The organism is Ralstonia sp. OTU4908 (genome assembly GCF_038440115.1).
Lineage (GTDB): Bacteria > Pseudomonadota > Gammaproteobacteria > Burkholderiales > Burkholderiaceae > Ralstonia > Ralstonia pickettii.
Window position 1 is genome coordinate 1 of the sequence record NZ_JASATD010000034.1, and the last position, 16,590, is coordinate 16,590.

General features: G+C 65.9%; 10 protein-coding genes. 4 read left to right on the forward strand and 6 right to left on the reverse strand.

The features are described from left to right. Positions 1-31 precede the first annotated feature (31 nt). The 4 genes from glgB to glgA are packed head-to-tail and all read right to left on the reverse strand — an operon-like array spanning position 32 to position 11,097. Positions 32-2,338 carry a 1,4-alpha-glucan branching protein GlgB gene (gene glgB / locus AAHM38_RS20735; protein ID WP_116576669.1) on the reverse strand — a complete coding sequence of 769 codons (2,307 nt, stop codon included), beginning with the start codon at positions 2,336-2,338 and terminating at the stop codon, positions 32-34. Further along, on the reverse strand, positions 2,335-5,838 hold the full coding sequence (gene treS, locus AAHM38_RS20740; protein WP_116576668.1) for a maltose alpha-D-glucosyltransferase: 3,504 nt from the start codon (positions 5,836-5,838) through the stop codon (positions 2,335-2,337). The genes glgB and treS overlap by 4 nt, the downstream gene beginning before the upstream one ends. Next, a complete protein-coding gene (locus AAHM38_RS20745) occupies positions 5,835-9,434 on the reverse strand; it encodes a maltotransferase domain-containing protein (RefSeq protein WP_116576667.1) in 3,600 nt (1,199 codons plus the stop codon). The genes treS and AAHM38_RS20745 overlap by 4 nt, the downstream gene beginning before the upstream one ends. A gap of 31 nt (positions 9,435-9,465) precedes the next feature. Next, positions 9,466-11,097 (reverse strand): glycogen synthase GlgA, encoded by a 1,632-nt coding sequence (gene glgA / locus AAHM38_RS20750; RefSeq protein WP_116576666.1) that lies wholly within the window; start codon positions 11,095-11,097, stop codon positions 9,466-9,468. 402 nt (positions 11,098-11,499) lie between these two features. On the opposite strand from glgA, the gene ahpC reads away from it, so the two are divergent. Both ahpC and ahpF read left to right on the forward strand, forming a co-directional pair. Then, the gene (gene ahpC, locus AAHM38_RS20755; RefSeq protein ID WP_004627987.1) at positions 11,500-12,063 is read left to right on the forward strand and encodes an alkyl hydroperoxide reductase subunit C; all 564 of its coding nucleotides are present in this window, start codon (positions 11,500-11,502) and stop codon (positions 12,061-12,063) included. Between the two features lie 234 nt (positions 12,064-12,297). Next, on the forward strand, positions 12,298-13,872 hold the full coding sequence (ahpF, locus tag AAHM38_RS20760; protein ID WP_116576665.1) for an alkyl hydroperoxide reductase subunit F: 1,575 nt from the start codon (positions 12,298-12,300) through the stop codon (positions 13,870-13,872). 75 nt (positions 13,873-13,947) lie between these two features. Here ahpF and AAHM38_RS20765 read toward each other — a convergent pair whose 3' ends face one another. Further along, positions 13,948-14,835 (reverse strand): LysR family transcriptional regulator, encoded by an 888-nt coding sequence (locus AAHM38_RS20765; RefSeq protein ID WP_116576664.1) that lies wholly within the window; start codon positions 14,833-14,835, stop codon positions 13,948-13,950. Between the two features lie 632 nt (positions 14,836-15,467). On the opposite strand from AAHM38_RS20765, the gene fur reads away from it, so the two are divergent. Together fur and AAHM38_RS20775 are read left to right on the forward strand one after the other, a co-directional pair. After that, complete coding sequence (gene fur, locus AAHM38_RS20770) at positions 15,468-15,923, forward strand: ferric iron uptake transcriptional regulator (RefSeq protein WP_116576707.1); 456 nt, start codon at positions 15,468-15,470, stop codon at positions 15,921-15,923. Positions 15,924-16,019: 96 nt separating this feature from the next. Then, positions 16,020-16,271, forward strand: a complete 252-nt coding sequence (locus tag AAHM38_RS20775) for a hypothetical protein (RefSeq protein ID WP_116576663.1) — start codon at positions 16,020-16,022, stop codon at positions 16,269-16,271. 9 nt (positions 16,272-16,280) lie between these two features. Here AAHM38_RS20775 and AAHM38_RS20780 read toward each other — a convergent pair whose 3' ends face one another. After that, a complete protein-coding gene (locus AAHM38_RS20780; RefSeq protein ID WP_116576662.1) occupies positions 16,281-16,586 on the reverse strand; it encodes a hypothetical protein in 306 nt (101 codons plus the stop codon). Positions 16,587-16,590: the final 4 nt, after the last annotated feature.

Consider the following 16,590-nt stretch of genomic DNA (forward strand, 5'->3'; position numbering starts at 1 on the left):
GGAAGGCACACCACCAACGCCAAAACAAAAATCAAACCTTCAAAACCACAACCCCCAACGGCGGCAGCCGCAACACCAACGATTGCCCCTGCCCATGCGCCGCCACGTGGTCCACATCCACCGCCCCGCCGTTCCCGAAATCGCTGCCGCCATACACGGCAGCATCCGTGTTCAGCACCTCGCGCCACTGCGTGGCCCCGTCCGCCGGCGGCACGCCAATGCGATACCCCTCCCGCGGCACCGGCGTCATGTTCGCCACCACGAGCATCGGTCGCCCCTCGCCATCCAGCCGCAGGAAAGCAAACACGCTGTTGGTGCGGTCATCGCCAATCACCCAGTTGAACCCTTCCGGCGCGGTGTCCCGCGCATGCAATGACGGTTCATTCCGGTACAGCGCATTGAGGTCGTGCACCAGCCGCTGCACGCCACGGTGCCGCGGGTCGTCCAGCAGATGCCATTCGGGCGAGGCATCGTGGTTCCATTCGCCCACTTGCCCGAACTCGCTGCCCATGAACAGCAGCTTCTTGCCCGGATGCGTCCACATGAACGCGAGGTACGCGCGCAGGTTCGCTAGCCGTTGCCATTCATCGCCGGGCATCTTGCCCAGCAGCGAGCCCTTGCCGTGGACCACCTCGTCGTGCGAGATCGGCAGGATGAAGTGCTCGGAGAACGCGTACACCAGCCCGAACGTCATGCCGTCGTGATGGTGCTGGCGGTACACCGGGTCGCGCTGCATGTAGTGCAGCGTGTCGTGCATCCAGCCCATGTTCCACTTGTAGTCGAAGCCCAGGCCGTTGAATTCCACGGGCGCGGTCACGCCAGGCCAGGCGGTCGACTCTTCGGCGATGGTGATGGCGCCGGGGCAGCGTTCGTGCACGACCGTATTCATCTGCTGCAGGAACGCCACGGCTTCGAGGTTTTCGCGGCCGCCATAGCGGTTGGGGACCCATTCGCCGGCGCGGCGCGAGTAATCGCGATACAGCATGGACGCCACGGCATCCACGCGCAGGCCGTCAATGTGGAACCGCTCCAGCCATTCCAGCCCGCTCGCGATGAGGAATCCGCGCACTTCGTTGCGGCCGAAGTTGTAGATGAGCGTGTTCCAGTCCTGATGGAAACCTTCGCGCGGGTCCTGGTGTTCATACAGCGCGGTGCCGTCAAACTGCGCCAGCCCGTGCGCGTCGGTCGGAAAGTGCGCGGGCACCCAATCGACGATGACGCCCAGGCCAGCCTGATGGCAGCGGTCGACAAAGCGCGCGAACGCCTCGGGCGCCCCAAAGCGCGCAGACGGTGCGAACAGCCCGAGCGGCTGATAGCCCCAACTGCCGCCAAAAGGATGCTCCGCCACCGGCAGCAGTTCAATGTGCGTGAAGCCGAGCGCCGTGACGTACGGAATCAGCCGGTCGGCCAGCTCGTCCCATTGCAGGTTGCGGCCGCCGTCTTCCAGATCGCGCAGCCACGAACCGGCATGCACTTCATAGATGCTGATGGGCGCGTCGGGCTTCTGGCGTTCGGCGCGCGTTTGCATCCACGCGTCGTCGTTCCAGCGCAGCGGCGCCGGGTCGGCCACCACCGATGCGGTGGCGGGCGGGGGTTCGGTCTGGCGGGCGGCGGGGTCGGCCTTGACCATCAGCCGGCCGTCGGCGCCGATCAGTTCGAACTTGTAGCGGGCGCCAGGTCCCGCGCCCAGGCCGCTGGGCAGGAACAGTTCCCACACGCCGGCCTGATGGCGCAGGCGCATGGGGTGGCGACGGCCGTCCCACTGATTGAACTCGCCGACCACCGACACGCGCTGGGCATTCGGGGCCCACACCGCAAAGCGCACGCCGCTGATGCCGTCGATGCGCATCGCTTGCGCGCCCAGGCAGCTTGCCAGCGCCCAGTGTGTGCCCTCGTTGAGCAGATGCAGGTCCAGATCGCCCAGCAGCAGCCCGAAGGCGTATGGGTCTTCGGTTTCCTGCACGGCTTCATGGCCGGTGCCCGCAGGCCAGATGACGCGCAGGCGATAAAGCTCCGGGTGGCCATACACGTCCTGCGCATCGGCACGAAGGGGGCCGTGGAACAGCCCCGTGCGGCCGACCGGCGTCATCTCCGTGATGATCTGGCCGCGCGAGTCGATGGCCTGCACGCGGCGCGCGCCCGGGTAGAAAGCGCGCACAACCCAGCGCGTGCCGTCCTCGGTGTCCAGGCGATGGGGGCCCAGCACGGCAAACGGATCGCCCAGGCGGCCATGCGTCAGCGCATCCACGCGCATCTGGTCGACGCCCGGCGGCAGCACGATCGGCGCCTCGGGTTCGGTGGCGGTTTTGGTTGGGGTGGCAAAGTCGAGCGCGGTCACGGTGGGCCTCCGGTCGAGTCTTCCGCAGCGGGCGGTGGTGGCTCTGCATGCAGCAGGCGACGTGCCACCCGCGTGAAGCCTTCCAGCGGAATCGGCAGCCAGGTCGGGCGGTTGGATGCTTCGTAGTTGACCTCGTAGGCGGCCTTCTCCAGCAGGAAAAGATCGAGCAGATGAAAGTCGACCACCGGCTGGTCCGGCGCGTTCAGATCGGGCCCGCGAATGGCAGCGGCATACGCCTCCAGGAAGCGTTCGGTGGACGCAGCGCGGAAGCGTCCCAGCAGGATGTTGCGGCGTTCCTGCGCCGGGCCGGCCACGTGTTCGGGGCCCTGACGCATGGCGCCCACCACGTAGTCGAGCGAGCGCATGAGCCCGGCCACGTCGCGCAGCGGGCTGGTCTTGCGCCGGCGTTCTTCCACCGGGCGCGAAGGCTCGCCTTCAAAGTCGATCAGGAAGGCATCGCCCTGCGCCACCAGTACCTGGCCGAGGTGGAAATCGCCGTGGATGCGCGAGAGCGTGGCGCCCAGGCCGTCTTCGGCATGCGTGCGCGCGGCGTCGAGCAGCGCCTGGTGTTGCGACAGCAGCCACTGCACATCGGCTTGCCGCGGGCTGTCGGGGTTTTGCTGTTGCCATGCCGTCAGGTTGTCGTGCGCGCGGGTGAGCTGTTCGCTCACGCGGGCGGTCCAGTAGGCGGCATCGTCGGCGTCTGCAATGCGCGCGCCGAAGCTCGGGTCTTCGGTGGGCGCGGCCAGCGCGGCATGCAGTTCGCCCAGCCGCGTGCCGATCACGCCGATGAAGTTGACGTAGCCGGCCAGCGCCTCGTCGGTATCCACGCGCGCCTCCGACACGGCAACCGGAGACGACTCACCATCGCCGGAGGTCACGCCCTCCATCTGCACGGCCAGCTCGTCGATGGTGCGACGCAGATAGTCCAGTGCCCATGTCCAGGCATCGCCCTGGTTGGGAACGAAGCTCTGCATGACGGCCAGCGTGGCGCGTTCACCATCGGCAGCGTGGTGAGAGACCTCGCCGATCAGCGCCGCCGTGTTGGCATAGCCCACGCGCGTGAGATGGCGCGTCATCTCCACCTCGGGGTGGATGCCCGTGGCGATACGCCGGATGAGCTTGACGATGACCGACTCGCCAATCACCAGTGAGCTGTTCGATTGCTCGGCCGCCAGCCACTGGATGGGCGTGTCGGGCGCAAGCGGCAGCGGCGCGGGGCGCGTGCTGCCGGCTTCGGGGCTGGCAGCCGACCCGGCCGGCTCCGCCAGTTCTGCGATGTTCGGCTCAGGCTCGAAATGCACGGTGCCGTCATTGGCCTCCAGCGTGGTGCCGCGCACGAGGTTGGTGAGTAGCGCTCGGGCGAAGGTCTCGGTGGTGAAAGCGTCAGTGAGGTAGCCGACATGGCGGCCGCGCCGCACGCGCGCCAGCGCAAGCTGGATGGGCAGCGCCGGCAGCGTGGATGATTCCCATGCGATGGAAAGCGGCAGCAGGTAGCGCTCGACGCGCTCGGTGCCGTCCGGACTGCCCAGCGTGACAGCCACTTCGTTGAGGAACACCTCCGGACGCGTCGCCCCAGCCAGCGGGCGGTTGGTCGATGCGGCATCCACCGGCACGGGCGCGCCCCAGGCAAACTTCGCGCTCCGCAGCACGCTGTCCTTGGCGGCAAACCAGCGCCGCTTCGGCAGATAGCTCGGCAGGATTTCGCGCTCGATCAACTGGCGATGCGCCTCCCGCTGTCGCGTATCGGCCAGGGCATCCAGGCCGGCACGCAGCACCAGCGTCGTGAACTCGGGCAATTGCTCCGAGGCCGGTTGCGACCAGGTGGGGCCAGGCTCGTTCTCGCGCAGCTCCAGCCAATAGAAGGCGTACGGCGGCAGCGTGAGCAGATACGACAACTGGCCGATGGGCGGAAATGCCGTCCCGCCAATCAGTTCGACGGGCACCCGCTGCGCAAAGGCGGACAAATCCAGCTCCACAGCCTGCGAGGCACGGGAGAGGTTCGCCACGCACAGGATCGGCGCTTCGCCCTCGAGCGCGCGGATATACGCCAGCACCTTGCGGTTGGACGGCTGCAGGAACTGGATCGAACCCCGCCCGAACACGCGATGCCGCTTGCGTGTGGCAAGCAGCCGGCGCGTCCAGTTCAGCAGCGAATGCGCGTCGCGGCTCTGCGCTTCCACGTTCACCGATTCATAGCCGTACAGCGAGCCCATGATGGCCGGCAGCACGAGCTGTTCGGGGTCGGCGCGCGAGAAGCCGCCATTGCGGTCGGGCGACCACTGCATTGGCGTGCGCACGCCGTCGCGGTCACCCAGGTGGATGTTGTCTCCCATGCCGATTTCGTCGCCGTAATACATGACGGGCGTGCCGGGCATGGAGAAGAGCAGGCTGTTCATCAGCTCGACGCGGCGGCGGTCGCGTTCCAGCAGCGGTGCCAGCCGGCGGCGGATGCCCAGGTTCAGGCGCGCGCGGCGGTCGCTGGCGTAGACCTCCCAAAGGTAGTCGCGCTCGGCGTCGGTCACCATTTCGAGCGTCAATTCATCGTGATTGCGCAGGAAGATGGCCCATTGGCAGCCGGGCGGCACCTCCGGCGTCTGGCGCATGATGTCGGTGATCGGGAAGCGGTCTTCACGCGCGATCGCCATGTACATGCGCGGCATCAGCGGAAAGTGGAACGCCATGTGGCATTCGTCGCCGGCACCGAAGTATTCCTGCGTGTCTTCCGGCCACTGGTTGGCCTCGGCCAGCAGCAGGCGGTTCTTGAATTCGCCGTCCATGGCCGCGCGAATCTTGCGTAGTACTTCGTGCGTCTCGGGCAGGTTCTCGTTCGACGTGCCTTCGCGCTCCACGAGGTAGGGCACGGCATCGAGCCGCAGGCCGTCCACGCCCAGGTTCAGCCAGAACTTCATCACGCCGATCACGGCCTTGAGCACGCGCGGGTTGTCGAAGTTGAGATCGGGCTGGTGCGAGTAGAAACGGTGCCAGTAGTACGCGTTGGCCACCGGGTCCCACGTCCAGTTCGAGGGCTCGGTATCGATGAAGATGATGCGCGTGCCGGCGTATTTCTTGTCGTTGTCGGACCACACGTAGAAGTCGCGCAGCGCAGAACCCGGCTTGGCGCGCCGCGCCCGCTGGAACCACGGGTGCTGATCCGACGTGTGGTTGATGACCAGTTCTGTGATCACGCGCAGGCCCCGCGCATGCGCCTCGGCAATGAAGCGGCGCACATCGGCCATGTTGCCGTAATCGGGGTGCACGCCGCGGTATTCGGCGATGTCGTAGCCGTCGTCGCGGCGCGGCGACGGATAGAACGGCAGCAGCCAGATCACGTCCACCCCCAACTCGGCAATGTAGTCGAGCTTGGAGATCAGACCGGGAAAGTCTCCGACGCCGTCGTTGTCGGAATCGCAGAACGATTTGACGTGAAGCTGATAGATGACGGCGTCCTTGTACCAGAGCGCGTCGTCCACCAGCAGCGCGGTCGGATTGCGCGTCATGACGGGTTTTCCTCCGAAGGCAGGGCCGGGCGCACGCGCCAGATGGCAAACGGCTGCTCGGGTTCAAGGCGGATGTGCTGCCACTTGCCGCGCCACACCGTGCGCTGGCCGTTGACCAGGTTCTCGGCCATCAGCGCGCCGTGGTCGGGCAGGCCCCATTGCCACAGTGGCAGTTCGATGTCGGATTCGTGCGCGTGGTGCGGGTCGAGGTTGATCGCCACGAACACCGTGTTGTCTCCAAAGCGGTCCGGCGACAGCGCGTTGGCCGGTTCGGCCAGTTCGGCCGGTGCGGTTTCCAGCCGCGCGGGCAGCACGGGCGGCGTCGATTTGCTGAAGAACAGAATCCGGTCGCCCGAGGCGGGCTGGAACGTCACGCCCAGATGCGAGTGCAGTGCCGGGTTGGCCCGGCGGATGCGGTTGAGCAGTGCGATCTCCTTGACGATGTTGCCGGGGCGGTTGTGGTCCCACGCGCGCAACTGGTACTTCTCGGAGTCGAGGTACTCCTCCTTGCCGGGCACCGCGGCGCCTTCGCACAGCTCGAAGCCGTTATAGACGCCCCACAGGCCGGACAGCGTGGCCGCCAGCGCTGCACGAATCAGGAAACCCGGCCGCCCCGACGTCTGCAGGAACACCGGATTGATATCTGGCGTATTGACGAAGAAGTGCGGACGGAAATATTCACGCACCGGCGTGCGCGTCAGCTCGGTCAGGTAATCGATGAATTCCTGCTTGGTATGCCGCCACGTGAAGTACGTGTACGACTGCGAGAAGCCGACCTTCGCCAGACGGTACATCACCTTGGGGCGCGTAAAGGCCTCCGACAGGAACACCGTATCCGGATAGCGCGCGCGCACCTCGCCGATCATCCATTCCCAGAACGGTAGCGGCTTGGTGTGCGGATTGTCGACGCGGAACAGGCGCACGCCTTCGTCTGCCCAGAACATCACCACGTCACGCAGCGCCGTCCACAGACCGGGCTTGGCGTCGTCGGCATAGAAGTCGACGTTGACGATGTCTTCGTATTTCTTGGGCGGGTTCTCGGCGTATTTGATGCTGCCGTCAGGGCGCCATGCAAACCAGCCGGGGTGCTCGCGCAGCCAAGGGTGATCGGGCGAGCATTGAATGGCGAAGTCCAGCGCCAGCTCCAGGCCCTTCTCACGCGCCGCGCGCATCAGGCGGCGGAAGTCTTCCAGCGTGCCCAGCTGCGGGTGGATGGCGTCGTGCCCGCCTTCGGCAGCGCCAATCGCGTATGGGCTGCCGGGGTCGTCGGGCTCCGCGCGCAGGCTGTTGTTGCGGCCCTTGCGGTTGGTGCGGCCGATCGGGTGGATGGGCGGGAAATACAGGACGTCGAAGCCCATGCCGCGGATGGCGCCCAGGCGGCGGATCACGTCGTCGAACGTGCCGTGCCGCTGTTTGTCATCCGATGCCGAGCGGGGGAACAGTTCGTACCAGCTCGCGAATGCCGCGCCAGCGCGTTCCACGTCGAGCGGGTACGCCACGCTTTCGACATAGAACGGCCGGTAGTGCGAAGCCTGCGCCATCACAAGCGCCGTCACGGGGTCCAGCAACAGCTTGAGACGGTGCACTTGGTCTGGCTCCGACAGCAGTTGGGCGAGCTTGTGGAGCGCGTCCGCGGCTGCATTCTTGGGCGCATGCTCGGCTGCCTGTGCGACCAGACGTGCGCCTTCTTCCAGCTCCAGCGTCACGTCCACGCCGGCGGTGTGCTTCTTCTCCAGTTCAGACCGGTAGGTGCCGAACGCGTCGCGCCACGCAGCGACGGCATACACGTGCCGGCCCAACCGCTCCGGCCGGAATGCGCCCCGCCAGCGGTCGTTGCCGAGCGCGACCATCGGCACGTGCTGCCAGGAGTCTTCATCCTGGGCGCGCCACAGCAGCTGGACGGCCAGCTTGTCGTGCCCGTCCATCAGCACGTCGGCCTCGACGACGATGTCGTCGCCCACCAGGCGCTTGACGGCAAAGCGTCCGTCTTCAACGGAGGGCTGCACCTGTTCGATACCGATGCGCGGCGAGGCAATGGCTGCGTTGACAGGATCCTTCGCTTCGCCCGCCTTGGCGCGCGGGCTCTTGGCTGGCCTGGCGGCCGCAGGAGCGCGCACCGGGGCATTCCGGAAGACGCGCCAGACCTGCACATCGCCAGGCAGCAGATCGATCTCCGCCAGCGGACGTGCATTGGCGCGCAATGTGTCGTCGCAACTGCCGACCGGTTCCGTGAGCAGATCGAGCGCCACACCGCGCGTAAAGCCGCCGGCTACGCCGGGCAGGAAGTGGTCGGCATGCACCGACACGCCCATGTAGAGGTCGGGGTTGATGACCGTCAGCGTGGCGGCATCGCCGGCACGCAGGTCGGGGCCATCGGCGCGCAAGAGGGCGGTGGCGGGCGCGTCCGGGCCCGTCAGCATGCGCAGTTCCGCATGCGGTGCGACGGTATTCGTCTCGCGGGCAGCGCGGATGGTCGCATTCACATCGCGCACGGCGTCGCTCAGGTCGAACGCGGTATGCGCGTCGATCCATTGCTGGTCGGATGGATCGCCACGCTCGGCCAGCATCGGCAGCAGTGCCCCGCGTTCAAAGCCCAGCGGCATCAGCCAGCCGGCATCAAGGGTATCGGCTACGTGCAGGAGACGGCGGTATGCGCGTTCACGGATCGTGGCGTCGCCAAATGCCTGGCCGTAGCGCGTGCCAAACGGCGCTTCCACGGTGGCGATGGGCGGGGCCACGGCGGCAAGGCGCGCATGCTCTTCCACCATCCAGCCGGCGCGGAAATCCCACCAGCGCAGCGACGAGAACGTCGCGTCAAAGCCTGCGCCTACCAGTGCATCGACGGCCGCGCCTTCCATGCCGGGCGTCCATGCGAGGAAGCGGACGGCAGCGGCCTCCTTGCGCACGTCGGCGATCAGCGTGCGCCAACGTTCGGCAGGCAGGCGGGCCGGGGCTTCGCAGCGGAAGCCTCCGATGCCCAATGCGGCCCAGCTGCGCAACTGCTGCGTCCACCACGTCAGGATGGCATCGGCGGTGCGCGGGTCGTCGTGTCGGAAGGAGGCGACCTCCAGGTGGGACGGCGGCAGGCGCGGGTCCAGCGCGTCGCCGTCTTCGGCGTGGCTGATGAACCAGTCGGGATGATCGGATCGCAGCGGCGCATCAATCGCCACGCGATCGATCACGAGATCCAGCAGTAACGTCAGCCCGCGCGAGCGGCAGCCCTCGGCGAGCGTGGCGAGCGCGGCGTCGGCCGGCCCACCGCCCAACGCGGCATGCAGTTGCGCATGGTCCCGCGTGACGAAGACGTTGCCGGCCGCGCCCACGGCAAACGGTGGCGCCATCAACACATGGTCAAAACCCAGGGCGGCAATGCGGTCGAGCACGCCGTCCCAGCGGTCGAGCCTACCCAACTGCAATGGATGGACGTAGCAGATTGCAGGTGCATACGCGGGCTCCACCGCAGTCGGCGGGCCCTCGGCGGGCACGGCGGCCGGCTTCGCGACCGATTTGGCTTTGCTGCCGGGCGGCTTGGTCGCCTTCAGTGCGGCTGTGGTTTTGCGAGGCGTAACGGGCTTGGGCGACTTGGTCTCTGGCATGCGTGAAAGCGGGGCAGGGCGTCAGGCGCGGTCAGGCACGGATCTTTTCGGCACTGGCGGCGCGCGCCACCGCGTGCGCTCGGATCTCGTCGGACAGCGCCGTCGAGCGTCGCCGCGCCGGCGTACGCACAGGTTGTTCGGGGCGGGGCGTGTGCACAGCGTCCGGTGCGACGGGCGCTTGTACCAGCGCCACAGCGGGCATGGGCGTAGCGGCCGGCACCAGGGTGCGATACAGCGCGATGTATTCGCGGGCAGGCTGCGACCAGCCGAAGTCGGTCGTCATGCCGTTGTATTGCAGGATGCGCCACGCCTGCGGCTGGGCGAAGACGTGCAACGCGCGCTCGACTGCGGCGACCATGGCGTCGGCGGTGTCGCCGTCAAACAGGAAACCCGTGGCGCCGTGCAGCGCCGCTTCGGGCGAGCCACGATCGGTGATGGTGTCCATCAGCCCGCCCACGCGTGACGCGACGGGCACCGTGCCATAGCGCATCGAATAGAGCGGCGTCAGGCCGCACGGCTCGAAGCGGCTGCCGTGCAGGAGGATGTCGGCGCCGGCGTGCAGCAGGTGGGCGTAGGCCTCGGTGTACCCGATCTTGGTAGCCACCTGGCGCGGATAGCGCGCCGCCAGTTCCACCATGCCCGTCTCGTACGCGTGTTCACCGCACCCGAGCACGGCCACCTGCAATTGCGGGTTGGATTCGAGCAGTTGCGGCAGCGCCTGCAACGTCACGTCGGCCATCTTTTGATGGGTCAAGCGGCTGCCCAGGGCAAGCAACGGGGCCTTGGCGTCTTCGGGCAGGCCAAAGCGCTGCTGCAGCACGCGCTTGGCGGTGTGCTTGCCGCTCAGGTTGGACGCCACAAACGGCTGCGGCAGGAGCGGATCCTTCGACGGGTTCCACACATCGTTGTCGATGCCGTTGAGGATGGCGACCAGGTCTTGCTGTCGCGCGCGCAGCAGGTCCTGCATGCCGCAACCCGCCGTGTCGGTCAGGATTTCACGCGCATAGGCATGGCTCACCGTGGTGATGCGATCGGCCCAAAGCAGGCCCGCCTTCAGAAAGCTGAATTGGCCCCAGAACTCCGCTTCGTGCGCTGCATCGGGCGGCACGCCAATGTCCGGCACCACGTGCATCGGAAAATTGCCCTGGAACGCGAGGTTATGGATGGTAAAGACCGTCTTCACCGGCACCTGCGCCCGCTTGACGAACAGCGGCACCAGCCCAGCGTGCCAGTCGTGCGCCTGCACGATGTCGGCGCGATGCACACCCGGGACTCCGGCGGCGACGCGCGCAGCGGCCTGACTGAACGCCGCAAAGCGCAGCGCGTTGTCTTCATAGGGCTCGCCATGTGCATCCAGATATGGGTTGCCCGGCCGCGCGAACAGTGCCGGCGCGTCGAACAGCAGTACCGGGATGCCTTGGGCGCCCATGTGCCCGCTCAGCAGGCGCGCGGGGCCACCGGGCAGGTCGGTCCACTCGCACACGGTGCGCGTGTGCTGCAACTGCGTGATGGCGTCGGGATAGCCCGGCAGCATCACCGTGACTTTCATGCCAGCACGCCGGAGCGCGCTCGCGCACGCTCCAACCATATCTCCAAGGCCGCCGGTCTTGGCCAGCGGCACAGCTTCCGAAGCGACGAAGAGAACGTTCAGCGACAAGGTCATGCTCCCGGGGGAATTCGCCTGCCGGGCCTGCATCCAGCTGTTCAACAGTGGAGGGCGCCGATGCGCGGCGGAGGTTTGCGATCGACCTCTTGGCGCAAGACCTATGCCAGTCAGACAGACGCTGACAAGCTGGTAGCTCTTTGCGCACGCCGCCTTGGCCGGACGTGATGTGTGCGCTGCGATGGCACGTGCAGCGTGTGCAACCTGCGGGTGCGCTGTGTAATTTCGCCTATGCACGCAGACGCACGTTGCAGGCATGCCGCGCTTCGGATTAGCGACGCTCGATTGCCAGGGCAATAGAAAAAAACAATCGATAAAATCATATCAATCAACTTGTGCAATGCACCGATCGACGATACGATCCACTCCGTTGTCAACCAAGCAACCCAACCGAAAACCACTATGTCGCTGATCAATACTCAAGTCCAACCGTTCAAGGCCCAAGCGTTCCATAACGGCAAGTTCATCGAAGTCACGGATGAGTCGCTCAAGGGCAAGTGGTCCGTGCTGATCTTCATGCCGGCCGCATTCACCTTCAACTGCCCGACCGAAGTGGAAGACGCAGCGGACAACTACGCTGAATTCCAGAAGGCTGGCGCCGAGGTCTACATCGTCACGACCGACACGCACTTCTCGCACAAGGTGTGGCACGAAACGTCGCCGGCCGTGGGTAAGGCACAGTTCCCGCTGGTGGGTGACCCGACGCACGCGCTGACCAACGCATTCGGCGTGCACATTCCGGAAGAAGGCCTGGCACTGCGTGGCACGTTCGTGATCGACCCGCAAGGCGTGATCAAGACGATGGAAGTGCACGACAACGCCATCGCCCGCGACGTGAAGGAAACCCTGCGCAAGCTCAAGGCTGCCCAGTTCGTCGCCAACAACCCGGGCAACGTGTGCCCGGCCAAGTGGAACGAAGGCGCCAAGACGATCAAGCCGTCGCTCGACCTGGTCGGCAAGATCTAAGCGAACCTGCTCACGGTCCTACTGCGCGGCCTGATCTTGGCCCTGCGATGCTCGCCGTACCCATGTACGGCTGCGCTTCTCGCGCCAACCTCAGGTCGCTCGCTACGGACCGTGAACAGGTTCCAAGCGGCTTTGCCGCTTGACCGCAACGGCCGGCACTGCCGGCCGTTTGCTTAAGGGTAGGCGGCATATGTCGCCGCCTTTTTACAGACTCAACGAATAAAGGAAGTCGTCATGCTGGATGCTGATGTCAAGGCCCAACTGAAGGCCTACCTCGAACGCCTCGTGCAGCCCATTGAGCTGGTCGCCAACGTCGATGACAGCGAGGGCTCGCGCGACATGATGGACCTGCTGCGCGACGTGGCCGAGCAGTCCAGCATGATCGTGCTGACGGAACAACGCGATGCCGCCGAGCGCGCACCGTCGTTCCTGATCCGCCGCACTGGCGCGGATGTGAGCGTGCGTTTTGCCGCCATCCCGACCGGCCACGAGTTCACCTCGCTCGTGCTGGCGCTGCTGCAAGTGGGCGGCTATGCGCCCAAGCTTGAAGCCGACGTCATCGAACAGATTCGCAATATCGAAGGGGATTTCCGCTTCGAGACCTACATGTCGCTCACGTGCCAGAACTGCCCGGACGTGGTTCAGGCGCTGAACGTGATGTCCGTGATCAACCCGCGCATACAGCACGTCGCCATTGACGGCGCGCTGTTCCAGGGCGAAATCGAGGCGCGCCAGATCATGGCCGTGCCGACCGTGTTCCTGAACGGCGAGACGTTCGGCACGGGCCGCATGGGCGTGGAAGAGATCCTCGCCAAGATCGACACCGGCGCCGCCGCCCGTGACGCAGAAAAGCTTGCCGCCAAGGACCCGTACGACGTGCTGATCGTCGGTGGTGGCCCGGCCGGCGCGGCGGCTGCGGTGTACGCGGCACGCAAGGGTGTGCGCACCGGCGTGGTGGCCGAGCGTTTTGGCGGCCAGGTGCTCGACACGCTGGGCATCGAGAACTTCATCTCCGTGCAGGAGACCGAAGGGCCGAAGTTTGCCGCCGCGCTGGAGCAGCACGTGCGCCAGTACGACGTCGACATCATGAACACGCAGCGCGCAGTCAAGCTCACGCCGGCAGACAAGCCGGGCGGCTTTGCCGAGGTGACGCTGGCCAACGGTGCGGTGCTCAAGGGCCGCTCGGTCATCCTGTCGACCGGCGCGCGCTGGCGCAACGTCAATGTGCCGGGTGAGCAGGAATACAAGAACAAGGGCGTGGCGTACTGCCCGCACTGCGATGGCCCGCTGTTCAAGGGCAAGCGCGTGGCGGTCATCGGCGGCGGCAACTCGGGCGTGGAAGCGGCCATCGACCTGGCAGGCCTGGTGAGCCACGTCACGCTGCTGGAATTCGCCAGCGAGCTGAAGGCCGATGCCGTGCTCGTGCGCAAGCTGCAAAGCCTGCCGAACGCAACCATCGTGACCAACGCGCAGACCACCGAGATCACCGGTGACGGTCAGAAGGTCAATGGCTTGCGCTACAAGAGCCGCGTGGATGGCGTCGAGCACACGGTCGCGCTCGAAGGCGTGTTCGTGCAGATTGGCCTGGTGCCCAACACCGAATGGCTGGACGGTGCGCTGGAGCGCAACCGCTTTGGCGAGATCGTCGTCGACGCGCGTGGCCAGACCAGCGCGGAAGGCGTGTTTGCCGCAGGCGATGCAACCACGACGCCGTACAAGCAGATCATCATCGCCACGGGCGATGGCGCGAAGGCCGCACTGTCGGCGTTCGATCATCTGATCCGTGTGCCGCTGGCCGAAGCTGCCTGAAGCAGAACTCAGCCGTACCCGTACCAAGCCGGACGTCGCGATCAGCGGGTCCGGCTTTTTCTTTGGTGCTGCGGCTCAGCCGGCGGCAGACTGCAGCGCCTGCGCACGCGCGGCGCACATCTCAACCAGGCGATCCCGCAGGGCACGCCCGGCGCTGTCGAGGTCGGGCCGCGCAAACAGCGCCAGCTCCAGCCCGCCGATCTCCGGAAAACCATCCGCAGCGCCGAGCACGCGATGCCCGGCCTGCACGGTGCTGGCCGGCAGCAGGCTCACGCCCAGCCCCGCACTGACAGCCGCACACAGGCTCGCCAGGCTCGGGCTTGAATATGTGATGCGCCACGGCTGGCCAATCGATTCCAGCGCATGCAGCATCTCTTGTCGATACAGCGCGCCCACCGGAAACACCACCAGCGGCAAGGAAGGTTGCGATGGCCCGAGCGGCAGCGTGTGCGGCCGCTCGGCGCTGTCGATCCAGCAGACGGGCTCGGCCCAGCGCGCATGGCAGTCGCTATCGGTGCCCCATTGCTTGACGAGCAGCATGTCGAGATCGCCGCTGCGGTACAGGCGCAGCAGATGGTGGGAAAGGCCGCTTTCCACCTCGAGACGCAGGCGCGGGCGCTCGCGCGCAAAGCTGGCGATGAGCGGCATCAGCGCGCCGCTGCCGAGGTCTTCCGGCACGCCCAGGCGCAGCACGCCGCCGGTATGTTCGGGGCTGAGGGCCTCGCTCGCTTCGTTGGCCAGGCGCAGCAGGCGGCGCGCGTAGCCGAGCAGGCGGTCGCCTTCTTCCGTCGGCAATACCTGGCGCTGGCTGCGGTCGAGCAGGCGGCAGTCCAACTGCTGCTCAAGCCGCAGGATCTGCTGGCTGACGGTCGATTGCGTCAGGTGCAAATGCTCGGCCGCGCGCGTGAAGTTGCCCGTATCGACCACCGTAACAAAGCTGCGCAGCAAGACAAGATCGATCATTTAGAAACCCACTGAACAACCGTCGACCATCTAATTTGAACATGTTTAGGGGCGCAACAATAATCGACCCGCAATTTCGTCAGCGGTGCGCTGGATGGCCTATGAACAGCGCGTGCGCAAGGCGGGGGCGCTTGCGCGCCAGCGGGTCAAGGCCGGCGGGTTGCCGCTCGGGCCGCGCTGACGTTTTCCCCAATCCAACCATGCTTGGAGTGAGGGCTTCCTCCATTCGCGAAGAAAACACTTGTAATGCGAATGATTCGCATTTATAGTGTGTCCATCGACGGCGCTGCAGCCGAAGGATTCGCCCCCAGGGCACACCTTTCAAGCACACCACGTCGAACCGAATTTCGCTGCGTGCGCTCGCTGCTCTTTGCGAGCCAGCGCCCGGCAACCGATCTTTTGTGGGGACCGCTCTGACACACAGAGCGTTTGGCAGTAGCAAGCCGCCCGACAGTCGGGAAAGCACTCAGACCCCGCTTTCCCGACTGCGACTTTTCCGGGCCGCCAGCCATGCCATTTTTTTTCTTCAAGAACGCAGCGACCCGGCGTGCATGCGTGCAACGTCGCCGTTTTGGTTCTCGCCCGCGGACGTGCCCCGTCTGCTGTACCCAAATCTCGCCCCAACGAACGCCATGCCAAACTCGACCGACCTGCGCCGGGCGGGGCTCAAAGCCACGTCGCCGCGCGTCAAGATTCTGGAAATCCTCACCGCCGGTACGGAGCACGGCCGCCACCTGAGCGCGGAAGATGTGTACCGCCAGTTGCTCACGTCGGAACTCGACATCGGCATCTCAACGGTCTATCGCGTGCTCAATCAGTTGGTGGACGCCAGCGTGCTGTTGCGCCATACGTTCGAAGCCGGCCATGCGGTGTATGAGCTGAATGAGGGCGCACACCACGACCACCTGATCTGCCTGTCGTGCGGCCGCGTGGAAGAGTTTCACGACGACGCCATCGAGTCGCGGCAGGAGCGTGTGGCCAACGAGCGCGGCTTTGTGCTGCGCGATCACGCGCTCGCGCTCTACGGCGTCTGCCCCGCGTGTCAGACAAGTGCGGGTGCGGCCGGCGCGATCGTGTTGAACGCGTGATGTGACCCGGTAACTTGCTGAAACAGTATCGACGGGATCATGGCGAAACTCAGTGCGCGCTCGGGGTTCCAACTCCCTGTTATTCAGGAGATGCCGATGCAACGCCGTCTGAAGTCCGAAGATGAACTCAAGAGCTTGCTGGCCCGCTGCGTCCAGCAACATCCCGAGTGCGCACAGTGCCAACTGCGCGCGATGTGCATTCACCGCCCCGATCACACCGGCTGCAACTGGAGCGCCGAGTTTGATTTCCCCGTGGACGACGATGCCGCCGCCATTCGCGGCCTGTCCGTCGCCAAGCGCCTACTGACGCGGGCCCGCACGCAGTACAACATGGTGCCCGCGCAGTAACCGCGCCGCTTATCCCTTCGCTTGACGAGAAATCCGCTCGAGCAGCGCGCGTGTGCTTTCGCCGTGCCCCTGCTGTGCCAGCAGGCGCGCATTCAGCACGAGATTTTCGAGGACCAGCTTGGCGATGCTCGCCGTGAGCGAGACGATCACCTCGTCCTGGCTGAAGTGGGCGTCTTCCATCTGTGACAGCTGGCGCGACACCAGCTTGCAGACCAGGTCTCGCAACATCTGCTCGTCGAAGGGCAGGTTGGCGAAATCCACTGGGTCTTCCTTCTCGACTTCCGCAATCAACTGGACCAGCAACTCTTCGGTCATGACG

Coding starts and splice junctions, on each gene's coding strand:
- ahpF (WP_116576665.1), top strand. CDS start 12,298: ATGCTGGATGCTGATGTCAAGGCCCAACTGAAGGCCTACCTCGAACGC.
- glgA (WP_116576666.1), bottom strand. CDS start 11,097: ATGACCTTGTCGCTGAACGTTCTCTTCGTCGCTTCGGAAGCTGTGCCG.
- AAHM38_RS20745 (WP_116576667.1), bottom strand. CDS start 9,434: ATGCCAGAGACCAAGTCGCCCAAGCCCGTTACGCCTCGCAAAACCACA.
- treS (WP_116576668.1), bottom strand. CDS start 5,838: ATGACGCGCAATCCGACCGCGCTGCTGGTGGACGACGCGCTCTGGTAC.
- AAHM38_RS20765 (WP_116576664.1), bottom strand. CDS start 14,835: ATGATCGATCTTGTCTTGCTGCGCAGCTTTGTTACGGTGGTCGATACG.
- ahpC (WP_004627987.1), top strand. CDS start 11,500: ATGTCGCTGATCAATACTCAAGTCCAACCGTTCAAGGCCCAAGCGTTC.
- AAHM38_RS20775 (WP_116576663.1), top strand. CDS start 16,020: ATGCAACGCCGTCTGAAGTCCGAAGATGAACTCAAGAGCTTGCTGGCC.
- AAHM38_RS20780 (WP_116576662.1), bottom strand. CDS start 16,586: ATGACCGAAGAGTTGCTGGTCCAGTTGATTGCGGAAGTCGAGAAGGAA.
- fur (WP_116576707.1), top strand. CDS start 15,468: ATGCCAAACTCGACCGACCTGCGCCGGGCGGGGCTCAAAGCCACGTCG.